The sequence below is a fragment of the Arthrobacter sorbitolis genome (assembly GCF_054510995.1).
In genome coordinates this window covers 396,377-421,429 of the sequence record NZ_JBTNDM010000002.1, presented here as the reverse complement: position 1 = coordinate 421,429, position 25,053 = coordinate 396,377, and the positions used below count along the sequence as shown (strand labels likewise).

The window sequence follows — 25,053 nt, the reverse complement described above, 5'->3', positions numbered from 1 at the left end:
CTTCATGATCGTTCTTCCTGCCCGTCGTCTCGCCCTGGAGCTCGGCGCCTGGCGCACGTCGGGGCCCGCCTACGGAGCCCTGGCGGACCGCATCAGGCTGCTCACCCTCGACGGGCGGATCCCGCTGGGTACCCGCCTCCCCGCCGAACGTGAGCTCGCGGCGCAGCTCGGCGTCAGCAGGACCATGGTCGCCGCCGCGTACGCCCGCCTGAGGTCGGCGGGTTATCTGGAGAGCACACGCGGCTCGGGCAGCGTCGTCGCCATGCCGGGACGGGGCATGCCGACCCTCGACGACGGGGACGGCGTCGTCCTCGACCTCAGCAAGGCCGCCCTGCCCGCAGCACCCCAGGTGGGTGAGGCTGCTGCGAAGGCGGCCCGTGAGCTGCCGGCCTACCTGAACGGCAACGGCTACGACCCGCTCGGTCTCCCCCGCTTGCGGCAGGCCCTCGCCGACAGGTACTCGGCGCGCGGCGTGCCCACGACATCCGGTCAGATCATGGTCACCCTCGGCGCCCAGCACGCGATTTCACTCCTGGCACGGTTGCTCCTGAGCCCCGGCGGCACCGCACTCGTCGAGGCACCGAGCTACCCGCACGCCTACGAGGCCCTCCACTCGGCCGGCCGCCGTCTGCTGCCCGTGTCCGTCGACGCCGCACAGGGCTGGGACGACGACGGCCTCGAGCAGGCCCTCCGGCGCGGACGCCCCGCACTGGCCTACGTCATGCCGGACTTCCACAACCCGACCGGCGCCGTCATGCCGGTGGGCCAGCGTGCGCGGCTGATGGCTGCGGCAGGGCGGCAGGGCACCGTCGTCGTTGCGGACGAGACGATGGCCGAACTGAGGATCGACGGTGACGCCCAGCCACCCCTTGCGGCCTTCGGACCGGCGGTCCTGATCGGTTCGATGGGCAAGACGGTGTGGGGCGGGCTGCGGATCGGCTGGATCCGGGCGGACGAGGGCCTGATCCACAGGCTCGTCCAGTCCCGGTACGCCCAGGACCTCGGGACACCCATCCTCGAGCAGCTCATCGCCCTCGAGCTGCTCGACAGCTACGACGAGCTGCTGCGGTTCCGCGCGAGGCAGCTGGCGGCGGGGCGGGGCCAGCTCGAGGACCTCCTCCAGGAGGCACTGCCGGGGTGGGAGGTCCCGCACGTCGCGGGCGGCCTCTGCACCTGGGTGAATCTCGGCGCACCGGTGAGCTCCCAGCTGGCCCTCGCGGCCCGGGACCGAGGCCTGCTGCTGGGCGCCGGCCCGCGCTTCGGGATGGACGGCGTGTTCGAGCGCTTCCTGCGGGTCCCGTTCAGCTATCCCCTCGAGGACACGCGCCTCGCTGTCGGGATCCTCGCGTCCGCGTGGCGGTCCCTCGACCAACGGGCACCCGGCCGCAGCGACTTCGCGCCGGCGCTCGTGTAGCCCGGCGGTGCAGCCCGGCGGTGCAGCCCGGCGGTGCAGCCCCGCGGCGCAGGTCCACGGGAAGGACCCGCTGACCCGAACCCGCTGGTGCATCACCTCTCGTCCAACCCGCTGACCCGAACCCGCTGGTCCAGCCCATCTCGTCCAACCCGCTGACCCGAACCCGCTGGTGCATCACCTCTCGTCCAACCCGCCCGTCCAACCCGCTCGTCCAGCGCTGCTGGTCCGGAGCCGCCGATCCGACCCTGGATCGGCCCCGAGGGGGACCGCCCGAGTCGCCGTCAGGTCTCCCTCCGGACATCGTCACGCCGCCGGGCGGCCGCCCTGAAGATGGGCTGCGAGGTAACGGGACGTGACACTCGTGCCGTCGTCGAGCGCTGCGACGTCCTGCGGGGTGCCCGTCGCGACGATGCTCCCGCCCGCCGAACCACCGCCGGGCCCGAGATCGATCACCCAGTCTGCCGCCGCGACGACCGCCATGGTGTGCTCGACGACGATCACCGTGTTGCCGGCCTCCACGAGCTTGCGCAACTGGGCGAGGAGCAGGACGACGTCCGCGGGGTGCAGGCCGGTGGTCGGCTCGTCGAGCAGGTAGAGGGTGTGTCCGCGGCGGGCGCGCTGCAGTTCTGTCGCGAGTTTGATGCGCTGCGCCTCGCCTCCCGACAGTTCGGTGGCCGGCTGGCCCAGCCGCAGGTAGCCCAGCCCTACCTCGCGGAGCGTCGCGAGGGAACGGGCGACCCCGGGGAGATCCGCGAAGAACAGCGCGGCGTCGTCGACGGTCATCCGGAGGACGTCGGCGATGGTGCGCCCCCTGAGCGTGACCGTGAGTGTCTCCTCGTTGTAGCGCGCGCCGTGGCATGCGGGGCAGGGTCCGTAGCTCCCGGGCAGGAACAGGAGTTCCACGGATACGAAGCCCTCGCCCTGGCACGTCTCGCACCGGCCGCCCTGCACGTTGAAGGAGAACCGGCCCGCTCCGAAGCCCTCAGCCGTCGCCGCGGGGGTCGCCGCGAAGGCCTTCCGCACCGCATCGAAGAGCCCCGTGTAGGTGGCGAGGTTCGAACGCGGCGTCCGTCCGATCGGCTTCTGGTCGACGCTGACCAGGCGGTCGATGTCCTCGAGCCCGCGGAGGCGCCCGACGACGGTGGCGGAGGCATCGCCGTCGTCGCCCGCTTCGCCGTCATCCGGCGTCTCGTCGCGCACCTGTGCACCCACGGCCTCGGCGAGCACCTTGCCCACCAGCGTCGACTTGCCCGAGCCGGAGACACCCGTCACGGCGGTCAGGACCCCCACCGGGAAGTCGGCGTCGAGCCCCTGCAGATTGTGGCGGTGGATGCCCTCGAGCCGCAGCCATCCGGCCGGCTCCCGCGGGTCGGCCCGCCCGGCTCCTGCCGGTGCATTCCGGGCGAGGAAGGGGGCGGTCGCCGACCCGCGGACGTCGGCGAGCCCTTCGGCGGGACCGCTGTAGACGATGGTGCCGCCACCCTCCCCCGCGGCAGGACCGACGTCGACGATCCAGTCCGACCGCCGGACGACGTCCATGTTGTGCTCCACCACGAAAACGGAGTTCCCTGCGTCCTTGAGTGCTTCGAGGACGGCCAGAAGTGGCTCGACATCGGCCGGATGCAGCCCCGCGGACGGTTCGTCGAGTACGTAGACCACGCCGAACAGGCCTGAGCGGAGCTGCGTGGCGATCCGCAGGCGCTGCATCTCCCCGGGCGAGAGGGTGGGCGTCGCCCGGCTGAGGCTGAGATATCCCAGTCCCAAATCCACCAGGACGGCGAGCCGCTGGACGAGATCCTTGCTGATGGTGACGGAGACCTCGGTGCCCTCGCCCGAGCTGGAGGACCTGTGCGCCGCGGTGGGGTGCTCGAGCGCTGCCGCAGGTGCCAGGTGTGCCGTCAGGTCCTCGAGCGGCAGCGCGTTCGTCTCCGCTATGGAGAGCCCGCCGAACGTCACGGCGAGTGCTTTGGGCCGCAGCCCGCTGCCACCGCACGATCCGCAGGGTCCGGATTCCACGAACGGCAGTACCCGGTCGCGCATCTGCTGGCTCTGCGAGTCGTTGAGCGTGTGCATCACGTAGCTCTTCGCGCTCCAGAACCGGCCCTTGTAGGGCTTGGCCACGCGGTCCCGCTGCGGCGTGACCTGGACGACGGGCTGCTCCTCGGTGAACAGGAGCCACATCCGCGCCTCCTCAGGGAGCTCACGCCACGGGACGTCGATGTCGTGGCCCAGCTCGCTGACGACATCGCGGAGGTTCTTGCCCTGCCAGGCACCGGGCCAGGCGGCGATCGCACCTTCGCGGATCGTCAGGGTCGGGTCCGGAACGAGTGTCTGTTCCGTGACGTCGCGGGCCACGCCGAGTCCGTGGCAGCGGGGGCACGCGCCGGCGGCCGTGTTGGGCGAGAAGGCATCGGATTCGAGCCTCCCTGCAGCATCCGCAGGGTATGTCCCGGCACGCGAGTACAGCATCCGGAGCGAGTTCGAGAGCGTGGTCAAGGTGCCGACGGTCGAGCGTACGCTCGGCGTGCCACGGCGCTGCTGCAGCGCGACCGCGGGTGGAAGGCCCGTGATGGATCCGACGTGGGGTGTGTGGCCCTGCTGGATGAGCCTGCGCGCGTAGGGCGCCACGGATTCGAGGTACCGGCGCTGGGCCTCGGCGTAGATGGTGCCGAACGCCAGCGAGGACTTCCCGGAACCGGAGACGCCCGTGAAGGCGACGACGGCGTCGCGGGGACAGTCGACGTCCACGCCGCGCAGGTTGTTCTCACTGGCACCGCGCACCCGGACGAAACCGTCGCGGATGCTCGCGTCATGGGGGGCGTTGTTCATCGCTTCGATCACCAACCCCACCCTACGGTCGCCGGGGCGCGAGGGGGATACGAGCGGCGGGCGTCCCACCCGGAGACAGGACGGCGACCGCCGCGCACACCCGAAGATGCGCCCGACGGTCGCCGTCCGGTTCCTGCTCCCGGTCCCGGCTCCCGGTCCCGGCTCCCGGTTCTTGCTCCCGGCTACCGGTTCCTACGCCCGGCTACCTGCTACCTGCTACCTGCTACCGGGACCTGTGCTCCCGTGCTCCCGTGCTCCCGGATCCCGCGCACCGCCGGACCCGGAACGGATGCGGTCAGGCCTTCGCGTGGCTCCGACGGACCGCGTACGTGCCGCCGGCCGCTGCCGCCAGCACGAGGCCTCCGCCGAGGGCGATCATGCCGAACGGGCTGGAGGCCTCCACAGTGGCACCCGTGTCGGCTCCACCGGACGGCGTCGCGCCCATCTGGGACTTGACGAGGGTCCCGCAGAGTGCGGGCGACGTCGCGCCCAGGGGAAGCGCCGGATCCAGATCGCTGGGGGCGTTGAACGCCTCCGGCGTCGACGGGGTGGTGGCGGGATCCAGTCCGTGCACGTTGAAGACCGCCCTGCCCGCTTCCAGTTCCGCCAGGGTGGCCGCGTCGACGGTGAAGGTGCGCTGGATGGCGTAGTTGCCGCCCTGCCCGCCGAGCTGGAGGTTCAACGCCTCGGCAGGGCTCGTCGGACCCGACGTCGTGACCGTCGCGAGGATGCCACCGTAACTGGGGGCGCTCTCGGTGACGCTGATGATGCCGTCGGCGTTCGTGTCGTTGGCGGGAGTCGGGCAGACGCCGGCCGCTCCGCCATGGATGTGCTGGACGTGGGGGTAGGGCGCCCCCTGGAACGTCTGGGCGAGGCCGGATACCTGCAGGTTGATCGTGGCCTGGTCCCCGACGACGTCGAGGGTGACGGTGCCGGTGCCCGTCGTGCCGTTGAGCTGGCCGAGGGTGGACGAGTAGCTGCCATCGGCGGCCATCGCCGGAGACCCGGCCAGAGCGACGGCGCCGAGGGCGAGGGCTGGCACTGCGAGAAGGCGCATCTTGTTCATGAGATCTGTATCCTTCACTGGTTAGGACGGGCCCGGGGCCGAACCCGCGTGAGGTGGTACTCGAGCGCTTCGTCGCGAACGTCCACATCCCAGCGAGCAGATCCTGATCAAGATCCCGCGGCGCAGCTTCCTCGTTCCCCATCCTCCCCCTGCCCCCGCTGCTCGTGACAGCGGTTGCCGTTCCGGACAGGTGTCTTTACAATTCCTGAGCTCCCGCTCGGAGCACCCCGACACGCCCTCCAGAAGACCGGCGTCCTTCCGAGCACCGGCCGCCCGACGGGCAAGCGGGAGCTCAGCCGGGCAGGTAGGGCTGGTACGGGTCGAGAGTCCCGTCGACGACGGGCACGAGGAGGTCGACGTCGCCCGCATCGGTGGTGGCGGTCAGGGTGGTGCGCGCACCCGGCGCGTCCCCGGCCGTCCGCAGCACCGTGTCGACGGAGTCCAGGGGCACGCTGCCCTGCGCGGGTATGGTCAGCGTCGTCTCCTCATCGCTGTCGCTGATCGTGATGTCGACGGCCTGGTCGCCGTTGTTCTCGAGGGTGCCCAGGATCCGCGCAGGCTCCCCCTCGTCGCGGGTGACGAGCAGCACGCTCCGCAGATCCACCTCTCCCACGCTCTTGTCGTCCCCGACCGCCGTCGAGTTCCAGTTGTCCTCGCCTCCCGTGGCACAGCCCGTCAGTACCAGCATCGCCGCTGCGACGAGCCCGCCCGCCCCCGCCGTCGTGATCCTCCTGCGTCCTGGTCGGCTGGTGGTTCTGGTCGGCTTCGTATGCATCGTGGTCCTCCGGTAGCGCTGACATTTCCACTTCGACCGTAGGCAGACCCGTCGCGCCGGGGGAACCACCGTTGCCCGACCGCAACCCGACTCCCTGCCTCCGCACAGGAGATACCCGGTGAGTTTGCAGGTAGTAAAAATGATGCACTGGAAGTGCATTATGATGCACTTATGGAAGACAACGCATCATTGCTTGCCTCGGTGATCGGGGAACGGGTGAAGTCCGAGCGGCAGGGTCGGCGGTGGACGCTGGATCAGCTCGCGGACGCAGCCGGCGTGAGCCGGCGCATGATCGTCAACGTGGAGCAGGGAGCTGCGAACCCGAGCGTGGGGACACTGCTGAGGATCAGCGATGCCCTCGGCGTCGGGCTTCCCGCACTGGTCGAGCCCCCGCAGTCCCGGTCGGTGTCGGTCACGCGCAACGGCGACGGCGCCGCACTGTGGACAGGAGCACTCGGGGGTCGGGGGATCCTCGTCGCCGGCACACAGTCGCCGGACGTCGTGGAGCTGTGGAACTGGACCCTGGAACCCGGTGAGCAGCACACGAGCGAGGCCCATGCGGCCGGCACGAAGGAGCTCCTCCACGTGCAGCTCGGCACGGTCACGGTGGTCGTCGCCGGTGACGCCACCTCGCTGGCGGAGGGAGACGCGATGACGTTCTCGGGGGATGTAGCGCATTCCTACGCGAACCACGGTTCGGCATCAGCCCGGTTCACGCTCGCGGTCTTCGAGCCTGCAGCGGGGTCCGGTCCCCAGAAGGAGATGTCCCATGCATGACACAGCTCGACTGGACGCCGTCCTCGCCACCGCCCGGGTGGACGAGGGCGTCTTCGCCCTGCGCCCCGACTACCGTGCGCTGCTGCTCGCCGTCGACGGGCTCGTACCGGGTCCGAGCGATCCGGGGAGCGAGGCCCTGCTGCTGGCGGCCGAGGCTTCGGCAGGAGCGCTGCTCGCCGACCGACCGGTGACCGACGTCCCGTCCGTCGCGGCATGGCGCGGGGCCTATCAGGCCTTCGGCGCCAAGCCGAACCGCACACGCAACAGTCTCGAGGCGCTTCTGCGGCGCGCGCCGTCCGGGCTGCCCCGCGTGAACCGACTGACCGACATCTACAACGCCGTCTCGGTGCTGCATCAGGTACCGCTCGGCGGCGAGGACCTCGCGCAGTACCGCGGGGCACCCGCCCTCGTCCGGGCCACAGGACGGGAACCGTTCGACACGTCGAGCAACGGGGAGGCCGTCCTCGAACACCCCGAGCCCGGGGAGGTCGTCTGGTGCGACGATGCGGGGGTGACGTGCCGCCGCTGGAACTGGCGGCAGGGCCGCCGCACGCAGCTCACCGATGCCACGACGACGGCACTCTTCATCCTCGACGCCCTCGCACCCCTCTCCGACGACGATCTCGCCGCAGCTGCCGACGACCTCACGGCTCACCTGTTGCGCCTGGGGCCCGACGTCGCCGTCGCCCGCCGTCTTCTCCGGAGCGACAGCGATCCGTCGGCAGGTAGCGGAGGCACGCCGTGACGTCGTCGGCAGGGCGTGCGGTGCCGCCCTGGGCGCTCGCCGTGACCGCGATGGTCTCCGTTCAGCTGGGCTCGGCGCTCTCGGTGGACCTCATCGGGGAGGTCGGTGCTGCCGGTACCGCCTGGCTGAGGCTGACGATGGGAGCCGTGATCTTCCTGATCATCGCCCGACCGCCGCTCTCGCGGGTGCGGAGGACCGATGTGCCGGTGCTGCTGGGGCTCGGTGTCACCACGGGGCTCGTGACGATCGGCTTCCTCTCGGCGCTCCAGCACATCCCGCTCGGCACCGCCGTCGCCATCGAATTCCTCGGTCCGCTCACGGTCGCCGCACTCCGCAGCCACTCCCCGCGCGCGCTCGTCTGGCCGGGCCTCGCACTGTGCGGCGTCGTCCTCCTCACCGAACCGTGGCACGGCGAGGTGAACCTGCCGGGCGTCGTGTACGCGGGGCTCGCCGCGGTGGGGTGGGCGGTCTACATCCTGCTCACGCAGCGCATCGGTGACCGTTTCACCGGGATCTCGGCGCTGTCCCTGACCATTCCCGTCGCCGCCCTCACTGCCGCCGTCGTCGGGATCCCCCAGGCGGTCGGTCATGTGACCGTTCCCGTCCTCGTCGCTGCCGCGGGCCTGGCCCTCCTGCTGCCCGTCCTGCCGTTCGCACTCGAGATGCTGGCGCTACGGCGGATGACTGCTGCCGCCTTCGGGACCCTCATGGCACTGGAGCCCGCACTGGGTCTCCTGCTCGGGCTGGTCGTCCTCCACCAGCAACCGTCCGCCCTCCAGGTCCTCGGGATCCTCCTCGTGGTCATCGCCGGTGCAGCAGCCCAGAGGAAGGGCGGCCGCAGGTCGCGAGCGGCGCCCCTCGCCGGTACGTCCGGCTCCGGGTAGGCGCTGCCGGACGGCCGACCCTCCGAGGAGTCCCTGGTCGGTTAGAGGTCGGCGAGCATGGTCCCTGGGTTCTCCATCGCGTCGGCGACGAACCGCAGGAACCCACCGGCGGTGCCGCCGTCGCAGACGCGGTGGTCGAACGCGAGCGTCAGCTCGGTGACCTTGCGCACCGCGAGCTGTCCGTCGACCACCCACGGACGGTCGATGATCCGCCCCATGCCGAGGATGGCGGACTCGGGGTAGTTGATGATCGCCGCGCTGCCGTCCACGCCGAACACCCCGTAGTTGTTCAGGGTGAACGTTCCCGAGGACAGGTCGGACGGCGTCGCCTTGCCCTCGCGGGCGAGGGCCGCCAGCCGGCGGATCTCGGCATCGAGCCGGCGGGCAGACATCGTGTCCGCGCGTCGGACGCTGGGTACGACGAGGCCGCGCTCCGTCTGCGCAGCGATGCCGAGATTGACGCCCTCGACACGCACGAGTTCCTGGCTGCCGTCCTCGCGTGTCACGATCCTGCTGTTGAGTTCGGGATACCGGGCCAGACCGGCGACGACGAAACGGGCCACGAAGGACAGGATGCCGGGGACGGCGTCGGGCGTCCTCCGCTTCATGCCCTCCCGCAGATCCATGAGGGCCGTCACGTCGACGTCCACCCAGACCGTCGCTTCGGGGATCTCGCGCCGACTGCGGGACATCGCCTCGGCGATCGTCCGACGGACTCCGCGCAGCGGCGTCCGATCGAGGACCGCAAGTCCCGAACGCGAGTCCCGCTCCTGAGCGTCCCCCGGCGTTCCCGCAGTCTGCAGGACCGACCGGGCAGCGGTGTCGACGGTGTCGAGTATGTCGAGAGTGTCGACGGCGGAGGTCTCCTGGGCGCGGGCGGCGATCGCCTCGTCGACGTCACGGCGGAGGATCAGCCCCTTCTCACCGGATCCGCGGAGGTCGCCGAGACGTACACCGTGGTCGCGGGCCAGCTTGCGCACGAGCGGCGAGACGCACAGGGGTGCGGCAGCGCCGGCCGGACCCGTGGACACAGCCCCGGTCGCGGCACCGCTGGAAGGAGGAGCAGGCGCCGCAGTCGGGGACGGAGCAGAAGCCGGGGTGGGACTCGGGACGACGGGTACTCCCGCCGGGCTGCCGGACGCCGCCTCCGTGAGGCGTGTCGCGACTGCACGGCGCGGACGCCGTCGTCCACCCGTGAGCCCGCCGGGCGTGCCGTAGCCGATCAGGACGTTGCCGGAGCCCTCGCTCGCGACGGGTTCGCCGTCCTGCGTCGCCGCGGTCGGCACTCCGGCGTCCTCGCGCATCGCCGATGCCGCAGCAGCGACCGAGGGGACCGGATCCCCCTGCGGCACCTCCGGAGTAGCGGGGATCGACGCGCCGTCGCCTGCAGGTGCTGCCGGTGGGGCCGCCACCCCGTCCGGCCGGACCGACAGGAACGGCGCTCCGACGTCGAGCACCTCGCCGGGCCGACCATGCAGCACGGCGACGGTGCCGGCGAAGGGCGACGGAACCTCGACGACGGACTTGGCGGTCTCCACCTCGGCGACGGGCTGGTCGACGGCGACGGTATCGCCCTCGGCGACGAGCCAGGAGACGAGCTCCGCCTCGGTCAGACCCTCACCGAGATCGGGCAGGGCGAAGACGAGCAGGCCCGAACCGATGGTCGGCGCGCTCACGATCCGTCCTCCCACTGGAGGCTGTCGACGGCGTCGAGGATACGGTCGACGCTCGGCAGGTAGAAGTGCTCGAGCTTGGGTGACGGGTACGGGATGTCGAAGCCGGTCACGCGGAGCACGGGCGCGGCGAGCGAGTGGAAGCAGCGCTCCTGCACGCGGGCCACGATCTCGGAGGCCACCGACGCGAAGCCGGGAGCTTCCGCGACGACGACGGCACGCCCCGTCCGGCAGACGCTCGCACAGACGGTCTCGTCGTCGAACGGGACGATGGATCGGAGGTCGATGACCTCGATCGAGCGCCCCTCCTCGGCCGCCGCTGCAGCCGCGGCGAGCGCCGTCGGGACGGACGGCCCGTAGCTGATGAGGGTCGCGTCGGTGCCCGGGCGTGCGACGACGGCCCGCCCGATCCGGCGCGGAGCCTGGCCGTCGTCGAAGGTCCTGCGGAGCTCGGCGAGGTCCACCTCCTCCTTGGACCAGTACAGCTTCTTCGGCTCGAGGAACACCACCGGGTCGGGGGACGCGATGGCCTCGCGCAGCATGAAGTAGGCGTCGCGGACCGTGGCGGGGGCGAGCACCGTGAGGCCCGGCGTGTGGGCGTAGTAGGCCTCGGACGAGTCGCAGTGGTGCTCGACACCGCCGATCCCGCCCGCATACGGGATGCGGATGACGATCGGCAGGCGCACCTTGCCCTTCGTACGGTTCGGCATCTTCGCGACGTGGCTGACCACCTGCTCGAAGGCCGGGTAGGCGAACGCGTCGAACTGCATCTCGACGACGGGCTTCATGCCGTTCATCGCCATGCCCACGGCCATGCCCACGATGCCGGCCTCCGCGAGCGGCGTGTCGAAGCAGCGCTCCTCGCCGAAGCGGGCGGTCAGGCCGTCGGTGATGCGGAAGACCCCGCCCAGGGGTCCGACGTCCTCGCCGAACATCAGGACGGAGGCGTCGGCCTCCATCGCGTCAGCGAGGGCTGCATTGAGTGCTTTCGCGAACGTCGTCGCCCGGGGCGCGAGGGCTCGGGCGTCCGGCCGTCCGGTGATACCCGGCGCCGGCGCTTCCGTGGTCTGCGTCATCGCTGATTCCCCTCCGTCGCATCGCCCGCGGTCCCGGACGCTGCTGCAGCGTCCGCATCCCGCGCCAGTTCCTCGCGCAGCAACGCCGCCTGCTCGCGCAGCTGCGACGTCTTTTCCGTGTACACGTACTCGAAGAGCTCTGCCGGGTTCACCTCGACCTCCGTGTTGAGTCCCTTGCGGATCGCCGCGGCGACCGCGTCCGCTTCGTCGGCGAGTTTCTGCTCGCCCTCCTCCGTCAGCAGATCCAGCGCGCGCAGGTAGGCACGCATCCGCACGATCGGATCCCTGGGTACCCAGCGCTCGACGTCGTCGGCGGAGCGGTAGCGCGTGGCGTCGTCGGCGTTGGTGTGCGCCTGCATCCGGTAGGTGTGCGCCTCGATGAGCGAGGGCCCGCCGCCGTCGCGCGCCCTGTCCACGGCGGCACCGAGCACGGCGAGGAGTGCGGCGAGGTCGTTGCCGTCCACCCGCTCGCCGGGCATGCCGTAGCCGATGGCCTTGTGTGCCAGCGAGGGTGCCACGGTCTGGTTCTTCAGGGGTACGGAGATCGCGAACTCGTTGTTCTGGACGAAGAAGACCACGGGGACGTGGAACACGGCGGCGAAGTTCAGTGCCTCGTGGAAGTCGCCCTCGCTCGTCGCACCGTCACCGCACATCGCCAGGACCACCGTGGGCTCGCCGCGCAACTTCGCCGCATGGGCGACGCCCACGGCGTGCAGCAGCTGCGTGGCGAGCGGCGTGGCCTGCGTCGCGACGCGGTGCTCGTACGGGTCGTAGCCTGCGTGCCAGTCGCCCCGCAGCAGCGTCAGCACCTCGAGGGGGTCGACACCGCGCGTGATGACGGCGACGGTATCGCGGTAGGTGGGGAACAGCCAGTCCTCCTCATCGAGGACGACGGCGGCAGCGACCTGGCATGCCTCCTGCCCGTGCGAGGACGGGTAGACCGCGAGGCGGCCCTGCCGGACGAGGGCGTTTGCCTGGTCGTTGATCCGGCGTCCCGTGATCAGGCGGCCGTAGGCGCCCAGCAGCCGCCCGCCGTCCGGGAGGGGGTAGCGCTCATCGGAGTGGGATCGCCCGTCCGGGTCCACCAGTTGCACGGGCTCCACCGAGGGAAGCAGGGCGTGCGCCGCCGACGGCGTCCCACCCGGTGCTCCGCCCATCAGGCTTCCGCGACCCTCATTCGTTGCCGTACTCATTCCGCCTCCATCACGGGCCGCAGGAGCGGCGCCTCTTCCAACGGGAGCGGTAGCTCCGACGCTGGATGCTGTGTAGATCCAGTATGGTCAACGGGCTTCTTTTGTATCCACGAACTGATGGAATTCTGGATCAAGACGATCGATCAACGGTATTCTCTGGACGAATCGACAGTGTGAGCTGGATTACGCGAAGGAGCGTGGACACGTGGCAGACGGAACCCTCGACGACGTCGACCGGAAGATCCTCGCGGAGCTGACGAGGGACGGCCGACAGTCGGTCACCTCCGTGGCCGAACGGGTGCACATCTCCCGCGCCCATGCGTATTCGCGCATCGCGCGGCTCACCGAGGACGGCGTCCTGACGCGTTTCACGGCGATCATCGACCCGGCGAAGGCGGGCCTCCGATCGTCCGCCTACGTGACCCTGAAGGTGCGGCAGCACTCCTGGCGGGAGCTCCGCGAGAAGCTCCGGAACGTCCCGGAGGTACATCACATCGCGCTCGTCGGCGGGGACTTCGACGTGATCCTCCTGGTGCGGGCAGAGGACAACGTCGGACTGCGGCGTGTGATCTTCGACCAGCTGCAGTCGATGCCCGGGGTCCTGGACACCCAGACCTTCCTCGTCTTCGAGGACCTCGATACGCGCTGAGTGCCCAGCGCCTGTCAGGAAGGACGGCCCCGTGCCCGGACGCTGATCGGGCACGCCTTCGGCAGCCCGGAGGCACGATTCCGACGTGCCTCCCGAGGGCAGGACCCTGGCGGCTCGATCGGCCGCCATGGTGCGGACGGTCAGGTCCCGAAACGCGGTGCCCGCTTCTCCCGAAACGCCTCGAGGCCCTCACGGTAGTCGCCCGAAGCGCCGAGCACTCCCTGGACGTCGTTCTCCCCGCGGATCGCGTCCCACAGTCCGAGGCGTTCGTCGCGGATCCTGCCGACGAGCTGCTTCGAGGCGACGAGTGCCTGGAGCGGACCGCTCGCCGCGCGGGCGGCCTTCGACCGCGTGAAGTCGACCAGTCCGGCGGCAGGCACGGCACGGCTGAACAGTCCTGCCGTGACGGCCTCGGCCCCGCTCATCAGGTCCCCCGTGTACATGAGGTCGAGCGCACGGTGCGGGCCGAGCCGCTCGGTGAACAGCCAGTGTCCGCCCGAGTCGAGGACGAGCCCCAGATTGGCGAAGGGCGAGCCGATCTTCGCGTCCTCCGCGACGTAGACGACGTCCGTTGCGAGGAGCAGGCCCAGCCCGACGCCGAGGCACGCACCCTGCGCGGCAGCGAAGGTGGGGGCCGGGAAGTCAGCCATGGTCCGCAGCAGCGGTGTCAGCGTCGCGTCGAGGAAACCGTAGGCGTCGTCGGACCCGGGTTCGATGGAGGCGAGGTTCCGGCCGGCACAGAACGCCCGACCCTCCCCGCGCAGCACGAGGGCACGGACCGCGCCCTCCCGGACGCCGGAGGCGGCGGCGTTGTAGGCGGCAACGAGGTCGGCGAGCGCCTGCTCGTCCACGGCGTTGAGCCGGTACGGCGCATCGAGGACCACCTCCGCGATGCCGTCCGCGATCGTCAGCCTGACCATGCCGGCAGCGGAATCCCTGCTTGCCGGCGACGACGTCGGTTGTGCGGGCATGTGCGCTCCTAGGCGTCGTAGTCGACCGCGACGGCGTCGCTGGTCGGGTGGGCCTGACAGGTCAGGACGTAGCCGGCGGCGACCTCGTCGGGTTCCAGGGCGTAGTTCTCCTCCATGGCGACGGTCCCCTGGACGAGCTTCGCCCGGCAGGTGCCGCACACTCCCCCGGCACAGGCGAACGGCACGTCGGGGCGCACCCGGAGCGCGGCGTTGAGGATCGACTCGCGGGCATGTGTCGGGCTCTGCACCGACCCCTGGAGGCCGTCGAGGTTGAAGGAGATGGTGTAGTTGTCGCCGGCGGCATCCGGTGTCACGGGCCGTCCGATGTTCCCTTCGGGGCGGGCGGGCTCGCCGGTGGTGAACAGCTCGAAGCGCACCGAGTCCGCCGGCACGCCCCGTGCGGCCAGGAAGTCCCGGCACAGCTGGACCAGCTCGAAGGGGCCGCAGAGGAACCATTCGTCCACGCGGTCGGTCGCGATGACCGTGCCGAGCAGCTGCTCGAGCTTCTCGGCGTCGATCCGGCCCGAGAGCAACGGCGAGATGCGCTGTTCGCGGGACAGGACGTGGTGGACCGCGAAGCGGGAGGGGTAGCGGTCCTTGAGGTCCGCGAGCTCCTCGAGGAACATGACGTCCATCGCGGCCCGGTTGGCGTAGACGAGGTCGAAACGGACGTTGGGGCCGCCCGCGAGCATGGAACGGGCGATCGACATCACCGGCGTGATACCCGACCCGGCAGCGACGGCGACGAACGAGACGGCCTGCTGTCCCGGCGTCGTGCGCGGGGTGAACTGCCCGAGCGGGCTCATGACGTCGAGGGCGTCGCCGGCCTTCAGGGACTCGTTGGCCCAGGTGGAGAAGACACCGCCGAGGTCGCGCTTGACGGCGACCCGCAGCTCGCCGGGGCGCGGATCGGCGCAGATCGAGTAGCTGCGCCGCACCTCCCTGGGCTCGCCGTCGATGTCCAGGGTGGTGCGCAGGGCGACGTACTGCCCGGGGAGGTAGTCGTACCTGTCCTGCAGGTCGGCGGGCACCTCCAGCGTGACCTCGACGGCGTCCTCCGTCAGGCGGCGGACGCCGCGGACGGTGAGGCTGTGGAAGGCGCTGCGCCGTTTGGTCGAGGGGGCGAGGACGACGGCCATCAGTGCACCTTGAAGTAGTCGAAGGGTTCCCTGCAGGAGGTGCAGACGTAGAGCGCCTTGCAGGAGGTGGATCCGAAGCGCGTCATCTCGCGCGTGTCCAGCGAGGAGCACTGGGGACACTTGACGCTCAGCCCGAGGCGCACCGGGCCGGTGGCAGCCTTGCCCGTGGGCGGGGCGATACCGTACTCCGCCAGCTTGGCTTTGCCGTCGTCGCTGAGCCAGTCGGTGGTCCAGGCCGGCGACAGCGTGAGGCGGACGGCGACGTCGTCGTACCCTGCGGTGTGGAGCGCCGCCGTGACGTCGTCGCGGATGGCGTCCATCGCGGGACATCCCGAGTAGGTGGGCGTGATCGTCACCCGGACCTGCCCGGACTCCGTGACGCGGGCGTCGCGGAGGATGCCGAGATCCTCGATGGTGAGGACGGGGATCTCCGGGTCGCAGACGGTGGCCGCGATGTCCCAGACCGCGGCATCGGTCCCCGCTGCGGGGCGCAGCTCGGCGACCATCACCACGACGCCCCCGGATGCTCACGGGCGAGAACCTGCATCTCGGCGAGGACATAGCCGAGGTGTTCGCTGTGGCGGCCGAGCCGTCCGCCGCCGACGGCTCCGGGCACTGCCGGCAGCTCGAGTCCGGCCTCGTCGAGGACGTCCCGGAGAGCCGCGTCGAACGGTGCGCGGAGCGAGCTCGGGCGGACGCCGGCGTCGCCGAGTCCGTCGATGAGCGGGTAGTCGGCGAACAGTTCGTCGACGTAGGGCCAGGTGAGCTTCAGGCCGGCGATCATGCGGCGGCGCGACTCGTCGGTGCCGAGCGCGAGGCGGAGCACCCACTGGATGCTGTGGTCGCGATGGTAGTCGACCTCCTTGACGGCCTTCGCGGCGATCGCGGCGAGCGTCGGGTCGGTCGACCCGACGAGCCGCGAGTACAGCTCCCACTGGTACAGGGAGACGATGAGCTGCCGGGCGATCGTCCGCGCGAAGTCGCCGTTCGGCTGCTCGACGAGGTGGACGGAACGGAACTCGGGCTCACGCCGGAAGTAGGCGAGGTCGTCCTCGGTCCTGTCCCAGCCACGTCCTGCGTAGGTGAGGAAGGACCGGGCATGGCCGATCTGGTCGAGGGCGATGTTCGCGAGGGCGACATCCTCCTCGAGCTCCGGCGCACGGGAGATCCACCAGCCGAGACGCTGCGCGAGGATCAGGGCGTCGTCGCCCAGGCACAGCGCGTACTGCGCGACGGCGTCGCCCGGCCGGGTCTCCAGGAGCGCGATGTCCTCGGGCCGCAGCGCATGGCCCGGGGTGATGCGGGTGGCACTGGCATTCGCCTCGCTCACAGGTGCTTCACTCCCTCGCTCTTCGTGTAGTACGTCGCGTGCCGGTAGTCCTTGCCCCGCGGCGACTCGAAGAACGCATCCTTCGCATCGGGGTCGCTGGTGATGATGGACGCCGCCGGGACCACCCAGAGGCTTACGCCCTCGTTGCGCCGCGTGTAGAGATCACGCGCGTTCCGGACGGCCATCTCGGCGTCGGGCGCATGCAGCGACCCCGCGTGGACGTGGGACAGTCCGCGCGAGGACCGCACGAAGACCTCCCAGAGCGGCCACGCTGCACGTGCTTCCTGCAGGCCGGGCGACGGTGCCGTCGCGCCGTCGTCGCCTGTCGTCGATCCGCCGGTCATCTAGGCCGCCTCCGCCGTCGTGCGCTTCGCGGCCTGCTTCGCGGCGTACGCCGCCGCGGCTTCCCGGACCCAGGCACCCTCTTCGTGGGCCTCCCGGCGCCGTTCCATCCGCTGGGCGTTGCACGGGCCCCGGCCGGCGAGGACTTCCCTGAACTCGTTCCAGTCGAGGGGGCCGTGCTCCCAGCGCCCGGACTCCTCGTCGTAGCGGACCTCCTTGTCGGGCAGTTCGAGCCCGAGGACCTTGATCTGCTCGACCATCATGCCCACGAAGCGCGAGCGCAGTTCGTCGTTGGAGAAGCGCTTGATCTTCCACTCCATCGACTTCTGCGAGTTCGGGGACTCGTCGTCCGGCGGCCCGAACATCATGAGCGACGGCGCGTACCAGCGGTCGACGGCGTCCTGCGCCATGGCACGCTGCTCGGGAGTGCCGTTGGCGAGTTCGAGCAGGATCTCGAAGCCCTGGCGCTGGTGGAACGACTCCTCCTTGCAGATGCGGACCATCGCCCGCCCGTAGGGTCCGTAGGACGCCCGGCAGAGCGGGACCTGGTTGCAGATCGCCGCTCCGTCGACGAGCCATCCGATCGCCCCGATGTCCGCCCACGTCACCACGGGGTAGTTGAAGATGCTCGAGTACCGGGCCTTGCCCGCGATCAGGTCCTCGGTCATCTGGTCGCGCGGCGTGCCGAGGGTCTCGGCGGCCGAGTACAGGTAGAGGCCGTGCCCCGCCTCGTCCTGCACCTTGGCCATGAGGACGGCCTTGCGCTTGAGGGACGGTGCCCGGGTGATCCAGTTGGCCTCGGGCTGCATGCCGATGATCTCGGAGTGGGCGTGCTGGGAAATCTGGCGCGTCAGCGACTTGCGGTAGTCCGCCGGCATCCAGTCGCGGGGCTCGATGCGGGAGTCCTGGGCGATGAGCTCGTCGAAGAGCCTCTCGCCGGCGGCGTCGTCGTCCACGCGGCCCGCCGGGTTCGTCGCTGTCGTCGTCATGGTGCCTGCCTCGCTCGTCTGGGCTGCCGGTTTTATTTACCGACCGTTCGTTCAGTATAGGGAGCGTGTCCCGGGAGGGTCAACGGCGAACCGACCGAACGGTCGTGCAAAAATGACAGCATGACTGTCGCCGGGCCCACGCCGCCCCCCACCCGCCGCGGGCGTCCGGGGTACGACCAGCAGTCGGTCCTGGCCGTCGCGGTCACCGCCTTCAACCGCCACGGCTACGAGGCGACGTCGATGGGGATGCTGGCCGGGGAGCTCGGCCTCAGCAAGTCGGCGATCTACCACCACGTCCCGTCCAAGGGCGACCTGCTGCGGCTGGCCCTGGACCACGCGCTCGGCGGCCTCGAGGCGGTGCTCTCTGCGCCCGAGGCTGCTGCCGGCGCCGCCGACACGCGCCTGGAGTTCGTCCTGCGCGGGACGATCGCCGTCCTGACGGAACGGCTCCCCTTCGTGACGCTCCTGCTGCGGCTGCGCGGCAACACCGAGATCGAGCGCGAGGCGCTGGAACGCCGTCGCACCTTCGACCGCGAGGTGGCAGCACTCGTGGATGCGGCACGCCACGAGGGGTCCATCCGCAGCGACATCGACCCCCGCACCACCACGCGCCTGATCTTCGGCACCATCAACTCGATCGTCGAGTGGTACCGGCCGGGCGGCCCCCTGACGGCCGAGAAGCTGGCCGACGACGTCATCGTCATGGTGTTCGACGGGCTCCACCGGCGGTAACCGCTGCGCGGGGGCGCTTGCGGCGTCGCCCTCGCCGCCCTTCGGCCCCGAGCTCCTGCTCGCGGCGTTTCGATCCCACTTCCCGTCCCGACCCGATGGGAATGTTCGAACATTCCCACTCAGCAGCCCAGGTCGCTGGGATCGGTGCCCGTCCACATACGGGCCGCCGACGGTTCCTCACGGTCCGGGGTGCGTCAGGCTCCCGCCATGGACGTCGTCGAGATACTGGCAGGGCTGGGCGGGGCAGCACGAGCACGCAGCATCGTGGAGGCGGGGGCCAGCTCCACGATGCTCGCCCGGGCCCTCGAGCAGGGACGCGTCGCCAGGGTTGCACGCGGGATCTACGCGTTGCCGGAGCGGGACGCCGGCCTGCTCGCCGCCCTCCGTGCGGGAACGGACCTGGCCTGCATCAGCGCCGTGCAGCGACTCGGCCTGTGGGTCCTGCGCGAACCGCGCCTCCTGCATGTCAGTGCCGATCACGGTCGGCCCATCGCGGGGGACGGGATGCGCGTCCATCGCGCGCCCCTGCCCCTGTCGACGGTGGCCGTGTGCGTGCAGTGCTGCCGGTGCCTCCCGAAACTGGACGCCCTCTGCATCGTCGAATCCGCCGTCGTGCTCCGCCGCGTCCGGCTCGCGGACCTCCGGGAGCACACGCTAGGACAGAGATCGGGATCACTGCGAACCGTCCTGAAGCTGCTCGATGCCCGCGCCGAATCCATCCTCGAGACCGTCGCCCGGTACCACCTGGTCCAGGCGGGGTTCCACGTCGCCTCGCAGGTACACGTCCCCGGGGTAGGTCGGATCGACCTGTTCGTCGACGGGGTCCTCGGGATCGAGGCGGACGGGCGGCCGTACCACAGCGATCGCCGCGAGTTCGAGGAGGACCGCCGGCGCTGGAACCTGCTCACCACGCGTGGCATCCCGATCCTCCGCGTCACGCATGACCTGCTGGTCCGTGATCCGGAGCAGTTCATCGTGCTCGTCCGGGCCGCCGTCGCCGCGCGGGCCACACCGATGAGGTCATCCGCACGGAACGGTGACCGAGGGCTCCGGCATGTCACCCGCTGACTCCTCCTCCAGGGGCTGCGGGGTGGAATCCCGCCGGGCTCCCGGACCCGATGGGAATGTTCGACCATCCCCACCGAGTGACCTCCACCCGTGGGAGATCCCACCCGAGACCCCCGCGCCCCGGAGCCGGACCGCGGACGCCCCGGAGTGCGGCCGCGCTCACCCCGCAGCCGGCCCTACTTCTCCACGAGGGTCAGGACGTCGTACGTCGCCACGATCTCGTCGTCCTGGTTGTGCAGGACGGCGTCCCAGGCCACCTCGCCGTACTCGTCCGTCTCCCGCGGCGTGATCCGCTTGGCCGTCAGCGTCACGCGGATCGAATCGCCCGCGGCGACCGGCGTGAGGAAGCGCAGGTTCTCGAGGCCGTAGTTCGCGAGCACGGGTCCCGGCTCCGGATCGACGAACAGGCCCGCACCCCAGGAGAGCAGGAGGTAACCGTGCGCCACGATGCCCGGGAAGAAGGGGTTCGCCGCTGCGGCCTCCTCGTTCGTGTGCGCGTAGAAGGTGTCCCCCGTGGTCTCGGCGAACGCACTGATGTCCTCCAGGGTCACCTGCCGCAGGTCCGAGCGGACGGCATCGCCGATGCGCAGCGTGGCGAGGTCCTTGCGGAAGGGGTGGACGTCGTCGAACCGCCGGTCCGCGCCCGTGTGCCACTCCCCCGTGATGCTCGTGAGCATGTTCGGGGAGCCCTGCACCGCCGTGCGCTGCATGTGGTGCAGCACCGAGCGCATGCCGCCGAGTTCCTCGCCGCCGCCCGCACGCCCGGGCCCGCCGTGCACGAGGTGCGGGACGGGTGAGCCGTGCCCCGTGGAGGTCCGTGCGTCCTCGCGGTTGAGGATCAGGACGCGGCCGTGGTGCGCCGCGATGCCGAGCACGAGTGCCTGGGCCACCGCCGGGTCGTTCGTGCAGACCGTGGCGACCAGGGAACCCGAACCGAGGGCAGCGAGGCGGACGGCGTGTGGGAGGTCGTCGTAGCCGATGACGGACGCGACCGGGCCGAAGGCCTCCACCGAGTGCAGGGCTCCCGCCTCGACGTCCTTCCAGGTGAGCAGCACGGGCTCCATGAAGGCACCCTCCGGCGCCTTGCCGGAGGTGTTGTCGGCGAGGACGACGTCGGGCGCCTCCAGCGACCCGAAGGCGACGGATGCGCCGCCGGCGATCAGCTCCCGCACGGCGTCCTGCACACCCTCGAGCTGCGCGAGCGACGCGAGCGCGCCCATCGTGACGCCCTCCGCTCGCGGGTCACCGAGCGTGACCCGCGAGTTGATCCGCTCGCCGGCGGCACGGACGACGTCGTCGACGAGGGCGTCCGGCACGATGGACCGGCGGATGCTCGTGCACTTCTGGCCGGCCTTGACCGTCATCTCCGTGACCAGCGACTTCACGAAGGCATCGAACTCCGGGGTGCCGGGGACGGCGTCCGGGCCGAGGATGGCGGCGTTGAGGGAGTCCGTCTCGCAGGTGAAGCGCACCCCGCCGCGCGCCACCGCCGGGTGGGACTTCAGGTGGTTCGCGGTGGACGCGGAGCCCGTGAAGGACACGAGGTCCCGGTAGTCGAGGTGGTCGAGGACGTCGCGGGCCGGGCCGGAGATGAGCTGCAGCGAACCCGTCGGCAGGATCGCGGAGCCGACGATGAGCTTCACGACGGCGGCGGTCAGGAAGCCGGTGGGCGTCGCGGGCTTCACGATCGTCGGTACGCCGGCGAGGAACGCGGGGGCGAGTTTCTCGAGCATGCCCCACGCCGGGAAGTTGAAGGCGTTGATCTGCACGGCGACGCCGGGGATGCGCGTGTGGATGTGCGTGCCGAGGAAGGAGCCGTCCTTGGAGAGCACCTCGGGCGGGCCGTCGACGATCACGTGGGAGTTCGGCAGCTCCCGGCGCCCCTTCGACCCGAACGTGAAGAGCACGCCGATACCGCCGTCGATGTCCACCATGGAGTCGACCTTCGTGGCGCCGGTCTTCGCGGACAGCTCGTACAGGGGTTCGCGGTGCGCATTCAGGTACTGCGCGAGCTCCTTGAGCTTCAGGGCGCGCTCGTGGAACGTGAAGCGTCCGAGTTCCGTCTGGCCCGTGGTGCGCGCGAACCGGACGGCTGCTGCGGTGTCGATGCCGGCCGTGCTGACGACGGCGAGCTCCTCGCCGGTACTGGCATCACGCACCACCGTCCCGTCACCGTCCGCGGCGGTCCGCTCCGGCGTCCACCAGGCATCCTCGATGAAGCTGGGGACGACGTCGATCTGTACTCGTTCGGGGGCGGTGGTCATGTCCGCTCGCCTTTCACTGGTGCTGCTGGGATGAGTATCGGGGTCAGGGAGCGGACGACGGCGGGGCGTCGTCCCACGCGAAGAAGCCACGCCCGCTCTTGCGGCCGAGATCGCCGCGGGCCACCTTCTCGCGCAGGATCGCCGGTGGGGTGAACCGTGGGCCCAGGGTCGAGGCGAGGTACTCCGCGATGCCGAGGCGGACGTCGAGGCCCACGATGTCCGTGGTGCGCAGCGGCCCTACGGGGTGCCTGTAGCCGAGGACCATCGCCGCGTCGATGTCCTCCGCGCTCGCGACGCCCTCCTCGAACATCCTCATGGCCTCCAGCGCGATGGCCACGCCGAGTCTGGAGCTCGCGAATCCGGGGGTGTCCTGCACGACGACGGGCGTCTTGCCGAGTACGCCGACCCAGGACCGCGCGGCCGCCTCCAGGACCGCGGACGTCCGGGCTCCGAGGACCACCTCGATCAGGGTCGACGCCGGTACCGGATTGAAGAAGTGGAGTCCGCAGAACCGGTCGGGGCGCTGCAGAACCTCGGCGAGCGCGTCGACCGAGAGGGAGGAGGTGTTCGTCGCGAGCCACGCGTCACCGGCGAGCACGTCCTCGACCGCCCGCAGTGCCTGCCGCTTGAGCCCGAGGTCCTCGGGCACGGCCTCGACGACGAGCCCGCAGGAGGCGAACGACGCGTGGTCCGTGGACACCGAGACGCGGCGGGCCAGGTCCGCCAGCGGTTCCGCCGTCGTGCCGCGCTCCACGCTGCGCGTAAGGGCCTGCGTGACGCGGCCGAGGCCCGCGTCCGCCGCGTCGCCGTCGCGTTCCACCACGACGACGTCGGACCCGGCCAGGCAGAACGCGTGCGCGATGCCCGCACCCATCCGGCCGCCGCCGAGGACGCCTACGCGCGCGGGCACGGAGGGCGCGGGCACGGAGGGCTCGGGGACGACGCGCTTGCGTTCGGAGTGCTCGGAGACCGTGCGCACCGGACCTGTGCGCTCGGCGCCCTCGCTGCGGGGGAACGCGCTCATGAGTCCTTCTTCCGGTCCAGGAACTGCTGCATGCGGTCGAACTTGGCGTCCGACTCGAAGAGCACGGCCTGCGCCAGCTGGTCGATCACCGGGTGCGCCTCGCGCGGTGCATGGAACACGCTCTTGGTGATCCGCACGGCGAGGGGGTCCTGCCGGGCGACGCGGTCGGCGAGGTCGTGGGCCGCCTGCAGCAGGTCCTCCGGCGCGTGGATCGCAGTGATGAGCCGGGCGGCCAGGGCCTCCTCCGCGGTGAGGATGCGGCCGGCGAGCAGGATCTCCTTCGCGAGCGGCTCCCCCACCAGTTCCTTCAGCCGCCAGGTGGCCCCGGCCGCCGGGAGGATGCCGAGGCCCGTCTCCGGGTTGCCGATCTTCAGCCGGGGCGTGCCGAGGCGGAAGTCTGCGGCGAACGCGAGTTCCGCGCCACCGCCGAGCGCGTAGCCGTCGAGGGCCGCGATGACGGGCATGGGCAGCCGGGCGATGCGCGCGAAGAGCGTCGAGTTGATGCCCGCGAGGGCGTCGTCGCGCCGCCGCTCACGGAGTTCGGCGATGTCGGCTCCGGAGGCGAAGACGCCACCGGACCCGGCGAGGATCAGGGTGCGGGGCGCCTGCTCGAGGTCGGCGCAGACGGCGTGCAGCTCGTCGACCATCTGCCGGTCGATCGCATTACGGACCTCGGGACGGTGCAGCTCGACGACGAGGACATCCGAGCCGGCGCCCTCGGTGAGCCTCAGGGCGGACGCCATCAGACGGCCTCGAGCAGCATCGCCGTGCCCTGACCGACTCCGACGCACATGGTCGCGAGCCCGAGGCGACGGGACGGGCCGGAGAGCTCACGCTCCATCCGCCCGAGCAGCGTCACGGCGATGCGCGCTCCCGACGAGCCCAGCGGATGGCCGAGGGCGATCGCGCCGCCGTCGCGGTTCACGATCCCGTCGTCGAGCCCCAGCCGCCGGATGCAGGCGAGCGCCTGGGTGGCGAAGGCCTCGTTCAGTTCGACGGCGCCGAGGTCCGCGACGGTCAGGCCCGTGCGCTCGAGGACCTTGTGCGTGGCGGGGACGGGGCCGATGCCCATGATCTCCGGCGGGACGCCCGCCGAAGCGCCGTCGAGGATGCGGGCGCGCGGGGTCAGGCCGTACCGTGCGATCGCGGCCTCGGAGGCGACGATCACGGCGGACGCGCCGTCGTTGAGCGAACTCGAGTTGCCGGCCGTGACGATCCCGTCCGGCCGGACGACGGGGCGGAGTCCCGCGAGGACGTCGAGGGTGGTGTCGGCGCGGGGGCCCTCGTCGGTGTCCACGGACGACGACGTCCTGCCGCGGTTGACCTGCACTGGCACGATCTCGTCGGCGAAACGGCCGGCCTCGATGGCCTCGAGCGCGCGACGGTGGGAGCGGAGCGCGAAGGCGTCGGCGTCGTCGCGCGTGATGCGGTCGAGTGCGGCGAGCTCCTCGGCCGTCTCGGGCATGGAGTAGGTCGCCTTATCGCGAGCGGCGAGCTTCGGATTGGTGAAGCGCCAGCCGATCGACGTGTCGAGCACGGCTCCCGGCTTGGCGAAGGCCCGGTCCGGCTTCTCCATGACCCAGGGCGCACGGCTCATGGACTCGACCCCGCCGGCGACGACGAGGTCGGCGGCGCCCGCCTTCACCATGTGCGAGGCCATGATGATGGCGGAGAGTCCGGAGGCGCACAGCCGGTTGACGGTGATACCGGGGACGCTGTCTGGGAAGCCTGCGAGCAGTGCGGCGAGGCGTGCGACGTTCCGGTTCTCCTCACCGGCTCCGTTCGCGTTGCCGAGGATCACCTCGTCGACGGTCGCCGGGTCGACGCCCGCCCGCTGGACGACGGCGTCGAGCACGAGCGCCGCGAGGTCGTCCGGCCGCACGCCCGACAGCGCTCCGCCGTACCGGCCCACCGGTGTGCGGACACCGCCCACCAGGAAAGCCTCGGCCATGATCGTCTCCCTCGTCGTCTCAGGTCCTGGGCATTGCCCGGGCCAATTACCGAACGTTCGTTCTGTAAAGGCCCGCTCCAGAATTGCATGCCCGTCCAGCACGGTCAACCGGGACGCGGCCGCACGATCGCGCCCGTGCCCCGGCCGCGGGCGCCCGAAGTG

Annotated in this window: 23 protein-coding genes; 7 read left to right on the top strand and 16 right to left on the bottom strand. The window is 70.9% G+C overall.

Features of this window, described 5'->3' with window-relative positions; genetic code table 11:
• The first annotated feature begins 4 nt into the window (after positions 1-4).
• Positions 5-1,414, top strand: a complete 1,410-nt coding sequence (gene yczR, locus ACX80K_RS06610; protein ID WP_459271067.1) for a MocR-like transcription factor YczR — start codon at positions 5-7, stop codon at positions 1,412-1,414.
• Positions 1,415-1,717: 303 nt separating this feature from the next.
• Here the strand turns inward: yczR and ACX80K_RS06605 are convergent, their stop codons facing one another.
• From ACX80K_RS06605 to ACX80K_RS06595, 3 genes are all read right to left on the bottom strand, one after another.
• Complete coding sequence (locus tag ACX80K_RS06605) at positions 1,718-4,243, bottom strand: excinuclease ABC subunit UvrA (protein ID WP_459271384.1); 2,526 nt, start codon at positions 4,241-4,243, stop codon at positions 1,718-1,720.
• A gap of 295 nt (positions 4,244-4,538) precedes the next feature.
• Positions 4,539-5,309, bottom strand: a complete 771-nt coding sequence (locus ACX80K_RS06600; protein WP_459271066.1) for a CHRD domain-containing protein — start codon at positions 5,307-5,309, stop codon at positions 4,539-4,541.
• 292 nt (positions 5,310-5,601) lie between these two features.
• On the bottom strand, positions 5,602-6,084 hold the full coding sequence (locus ACX80K_RS06595) for a hypothetical protein (RefSeq protein ID WP_459271065.1): 483 nt from the start codon (positions 6,082-6,084) through the stop codon (positions 5,602-5,604).
• Between the two features lie 171 nt (positions 6,085-6,255).
• On the opposite strand from ACX80K_RS06595, the gene ACX80K_RS06590 reads away from it, so the two are divergent.
• The 3 genes from ACX80K_RS06590 to ACX80K_RS06580 are packed head-to-tail and all read left to right on the top strand — an operon-like array spanning position 6,256 to position 8,490.
• Positions 6,256-6,861, top strand: coding sequence for a helix-turn-helix domain-containing protein (locus tag ACX80K_RS06590; protein ID WP_459271064.1), 606 nt, complete (start codon positions 6,256-6,258; stop codon positions 6,859-6,861).
• Complete coding sequence (locus tag ACX80K_RS06585; RefSeq protein WP_459271063.1) at positions 6,854-7,606, top strand: B3/B4 domain-containing protein; 753 nt, start codon at positions 6,854-6,856, stop codon at positions 7,604-7,606. Before ACX80K_RS06590 ends, ACX80K_RS06585 begins: the two co-directional genes overlap by 8 nt.
• Positions 7,607-7,656: 50 nt before the next feature.
• Positions 7,657-8,490 carry an EamA family transporter gene (locus ACX80K_RS06580; RefSeq protein WP_459271383.1) on the top strand — a complete coding sequence of 278 codons (834 nt, stop codon included), beginning with the start codon at positions 7,657-7,659 and terminating at the stop codon, positions 8,488-8,490.
• Between the two features lie 41 nt (positions 8,491-8,531).
• Here ACX80K_RS06580 and ACX80K_RS06575 read toward each other — a convergent pair whose 3' ends face one another.
• From ACX80K_RS06575 to pdhA, 3 genes are read right to left on the bottom strand one after another with little or no spacing between them, the layout of a single operon-like run.
• Positions 8,532-10,166, bottom strand: a complete 1,635-nt coding sequence (locus ACX80K_RS06575) for a dihydrolipoamide acetyltransferase family protein (protein WP_459271062.1) — start codon at positions 10,164-10,166, stop codon at positions 8,532-8,534.
• On the bottom strand, positions 10,163-11,239 hold the full coding sequence (locus ACX80K_RS06570) for an alpha-ketoacid dehydrogenase subunit beta (RefSeq protein WP_459271061.1): 1,077 nt from the start codon (positions 11,237-11,239) through the stop codon (positions 10,163-10,165). The genes ACX80K_RS06575 and ACX80K_RS06570 overlap by 4 nt, the downstream gene beginning before the upstream one ends.
• Positions 11,236-12,396 carry a pyruvate dehydrogenase (acetyl-transferring) E1 component subunit alpha gene (gene pdhA, locus ACX80K_RS06565; RefSeq protein ID WP_459271382.1) on the bottom strand — a complete coding sequence of 387 codons (1,161 nt, stop codon included), beginning with the start codon at positions 12,394-12,396 and terminating at the stop codon, positions 11,236-11,238. The genes ACX80K_RS06570 and pdhA overlap by 4 nt, the downstream gene beginning before the upstream one ends.
• Before the next feature lie 241 nt (positions 12,397-12,637).
• Here pdhA and ACX80K_RS06560 point away from each other — a divergent pair, with 241 nt between their 5' ends.
• Positions 12,638-13,081, top strand: coding sequence for an Lrp/AsnC family transcriptional regulator (locus tag ACX80K_RS06560; RefSeq protein ID WP_104180707.1), 444 nt, complete (start codon positions 12,638-12,640; stop codon positions 13,079-13,081).
• 140 nt (positions 13,082-13,221) lie between these two features.
• Here the strand turns inward: ACX80K_RS06560 and ACX80K_RS06555 are convergent, their stop codons facing one another.
• Genes ACX80K_RS06555 through paaA form a run of 6 tightly spaced genes read right to left on the bottom strand, consistent with a single transcriptional unit; the run spans position 13,222 to position 17,852 of the window.
• Complete coding sequence (locus tag ACX80K_RS06555; RefSeq protein ID WP_459271381.1) at positions 13,222-14,001, bottom strand: enoyl-CoA hydratase/isomerase family protein; 780 nt, start codon at positions 13,999-14,001, stop codon at positions 13,222-13,224.
• A 59-nt stretch (positions 14,002-14,060) separates the two neighbouring features.
• The gene (paaE, locus tag ACX80K_RS06550; protein WP_459271060.1) at positions 14,061-15,191 is read right to left on the bottom strand and encodes a 1,2-phenylacetyl-CoA epoxidase subunit PaaE; all 1,131 of its coding nucleotides are present in this window, start codon (positions 15,189-15,191) and stop codon (positions 14,061-14,063) included.
• Entirely contained in the window at positions 15,191-15,697 is a 507-nt protein-coding gene (gene paaD, locus ACX80K_RS06545; RefSeq protein WP_459271380.1) for a 1,2-phenylacetyl-CoA epoxidase subunit PaaD, read from the bottom strand. The genes paaE and paaD overlap by 1 nt, the downstream gene beginning before the upstream one ends.
• Positions 15,697-16,521, bottom strand: coding sequence for a 1,2-phenylacetyl-CoA epoxidase subunit PaaC (paaC, locus tag ACX80K_RS06540; RefSeq protein ID WP_459271059.1), 825 nt, complete (start codon positions 16,519-16,521; stop codon positions 15,697-15,699). Before paaC ends, paaD begins: the two co-directional genes overlap by 1 nt.
• Positions 16,518-16,865 carry a 1,2-phenylacetyl-CoA epoxidase subunit PaaB gene (gene paaB, locus ACX80K_RS06535; protein WP_459271058.1) on the bottom strand — a complete coding sequence of 116 codons (348 nt, stop codon included), beginning with the start codon at positions 16,863-16,865 and terminating at the stop codon, positions 16,518-16,520. Before paaB ends, paaC begins: the two co-directional genes overlap by 4 nt.
• Positions 16,866-17,852 carry a 1,2-phenylacetyl-CoA epoxidase subunit PaaA gene (gene paaA, locus ACX80K_RS06530; RefSeq protein WP_459271057.1) on the bottom strand — a complete coding sequence of 329 codons (987 nt, stop codon included), beginning with the start codon at positions 17,850-17,852 and terminating at the stop codon, positions 16,866-16,868.
• A 120-nt stretch (positions 17,853-17,972) separates the two neighbouring features.
• Between paaA and ACX80K_RS06525 the strand changes: the two genes are divergently transcribed.
• Both ACX80K_RS06525 and ACX80K_RS06520 read left to right on the top strand, forming a co-directional pair.
• Complete coding sequence (locus ACX80K_RS06525; RefSeq protein ID WP_459271056.1) at positions 17,973-18,584, top strand: TetR family transcriptional regulator; 612 nt, start codon at positions 17,973-17,975, stop codon at positions 18,582-18,584.
• Positions 18,585-18,791: 207 nt separating this feature from the next.
• Complete coding sequence (locus ACX80K_RS06520; RefSeq protein ID WP_459271055.1) at positions 18,792-19,652, top strand: type IV toxin-antitoxin system AbiEi family antitoxin domain-containing protein; 861 nt, start codon at positions 18,792-18,794, stop codon at positions 19,650-19,652.
• A 176-nt stretch (positions 19,653-19,828) separates the two neighbouring features.
• Here ACX80K_RS06520 and paaZ read toward each other — a convergent pair whose 3' ends face one another.
• Genes paaZ through ACX80K_RS06500 form a run of 4 tightly spaced genes read right to left on the bottom strand, consistent with a single transcriptional unit; the run spans position 19,829 to position 24,891 of the window.
• Positions 19,829-21,916, bottom strand: a complete 2,088-nt coding sequence (gene paaZ / locus ACX80K_RS06515; protein ID WP_459271054.1) for a phenylacetic acid degradation bifunctional protein PaaZ — start codon at positions 21,914-21,916, stop codon at positions 19,829-19,831.
• A 43-nt stretch (positions 21,917-21,959) separates the two neighbouring features.
• A complete protein-coding gene (locus tag ACX80K_RS06510; protein ID WP_459271053.1) occupies positions 21,960-22,940 on the bottom strand; it encodes a 3-hydroxyacyl-CoA dehydrogenase family protein in 981 nt (326 codons plus the stop codon).
• A complete protein-coding gene (locus tag ACX80K_RS06505) occupies positions 22,937-23,683 on the bottom strand; it encodes an enoyl-CoA hydratase/isomerase family protein (RefSeq protein WP_459271052.1) in 747 nt (248 codons plus the stop codon). The genes ACX80K_RS06510 and ACX80K_RS06505 overlap by 4 nt, the downstream gene beginning before the upstream one ends.
• Complete coding sequence (locus ACX80K_RS06500) at positions 23,683-24,891, bottom strand: thiolase family protein (RefSeq protein ID WP_459271051.1); 1,209 nt, start codon at positions 24,889-24,891, stop codon at positions 23,683-23,685. The genes ACX80K_RS06505 and ACX80K_RS06500 overlap by 1 nt, the downstream gene beginning before the upstream one ends.
• Between the last annotated feature and the right edge of the window lie 162 nt (positions 24,892-25,053).

Excerpts from the sequence above, each read along its gene's own strand:
- yczR (WP_459271067.1), top strand. The coding sequence starts at position 5 with ATGATCGTTCTTCCTGCCCGTCGTCTCGCCCTGGAGCTCGGCGCCTGG.
- ACX80K_RS06605 (WP_459271384.1), bottom strand. The coding sequence starts at position 4,243 with ATGAACAACGCCCCCCATGACGCGAGCATCCGCGACGGTTTCGTCCGG.
- ACX80K_RS06600 (WP_459271066.1), bottom strand. The coding sequence starts at position 5,309 with ATGAACAAGATGCGCCTTCTCGCAGTGCCAGCCCTCGCCCTCGGCGCC.
- ACX80K_RS06595 (WP_459271065.1), bottom strand. The coding sequence starts at position 6,084 with ATGCATACGAAGCCGACCAGAACCACCAGCCGACCAGGACGCAGGAGG.
- ACX80K_RS06590 (WP_459271064.1), top strand. The coding sequence starts at position 6,256 with ATGGAAGACAACGCATCATTGCTTGCCTCGGTGATCGGGGAACGGGTG.
- ACX80K_RS06585 (WP_459271063.1), top strand. The coding sequence starts at position 6,854 with ATGCATGACACAGCTCGACTGGACGCCGTCCTCGCCACCGCCCGGGTG.
- ACX80K_RS06580 (WP_459271383.1), top strand. The coding sequence starts at position 7,657 with ATGGTCTCCGTTCAGCTGGGCTCGGCGCTCTCGGTGGACCTCATCGGG.
- ACX80K_RS06570 (WP_459271061.1), bottom strand. The coding sequence starts at position 11,239 with ATGACGCAGACCACGGAAGCGCCGGCGCCGGGTATCACCGGACGGCCG.
- pdhA (WP_459271382.1), bottom strand. The coding sequence starts at position 12,396 with ATGGGCGGAGCACCGGGTGGGACGCCGTCGGCGGCGCACGCCCTGCTT.
- ACX80K_RS06555 (WP_459271381.1), bottom strand. The coding sequence starts at position 14,001 with ATGGTCAGGCTGACGATCGCGGACGGCATCGCGGAGGTGGTCCTCGAT.
- paaE (WP_459271060.1), bottom strand. The coding sequence starts at position 15,191 with ATGGCCGTCGTCCTCGCCCCCTCGACCAAACGGCGCAGCGCCTTCCAC.
- paaD (WP_459271380.1), bottom strand. The coding sequence starts at position 15,697 with ATGGTCGCCGAGCTGCGCCCCGCAGCGGGGACCGATGCCGCGGTCTGG.
- paaB (WP_459271058.1), bottom strand. The coding sequence starts at position 16,865 with ATGACCGGCGGATCGACGACAGGCGACGACGGCGCGACGGCACCGTCG.
- paaA (WP_459271057.1), bottom strand. The coding sequence starts at position 17,852 with ATGACGACGACAGCGACGAACCCGGCGGGCCGCGTGGACGACGACGCC.
- ACX80K_RS06525 (WP_459271056.1), top strand. The coding sequence starts at position 17,973 with ATGACTGTCGCCGGGCCCACGCCGCCCCCCACCCGCCGCGGGCGTCCG.
- ACX80K_RS06520 (WP_459271055.1), top strand. The coding sequence starts at position 18,792 with ATGGACGTCGTCGAGATACTGGCAGGGCTGGGCGGGGCAGCACGAGCA.
- paaZ (WP_459271054.1), bottom strand. The coding sequence starts at position 21,916 with ATGACCACCGCCCCCGAACGAGTACAGATCGACGTCGTCCCCAGCTTC.
- ACX80K_RS06510 (WP_459271053.1), bottom strand. The coding sequence starts at position 22,940 with ATGAGCGCGTTCCCCCGCAGCGAGGGCGCCGAGCGCACAGGTCCGGTG.
- ACX80K_RS06505 (WP_459271052.1), bottom strand. The coding sequence starts at position 23,683 with ATGGCGTCCGCCCTGAGGCTCACCGAGGGCGCCGGCTCGGATGTCCTC.
- ACX80K_RS06500 (WP_459271051.1), bottom strand. The coding sequence starts at position 24,891 with ATGGCCGAGGCTTTCCTGGTGGGCGGTGTCCGCACACCGGTGGGCCGG.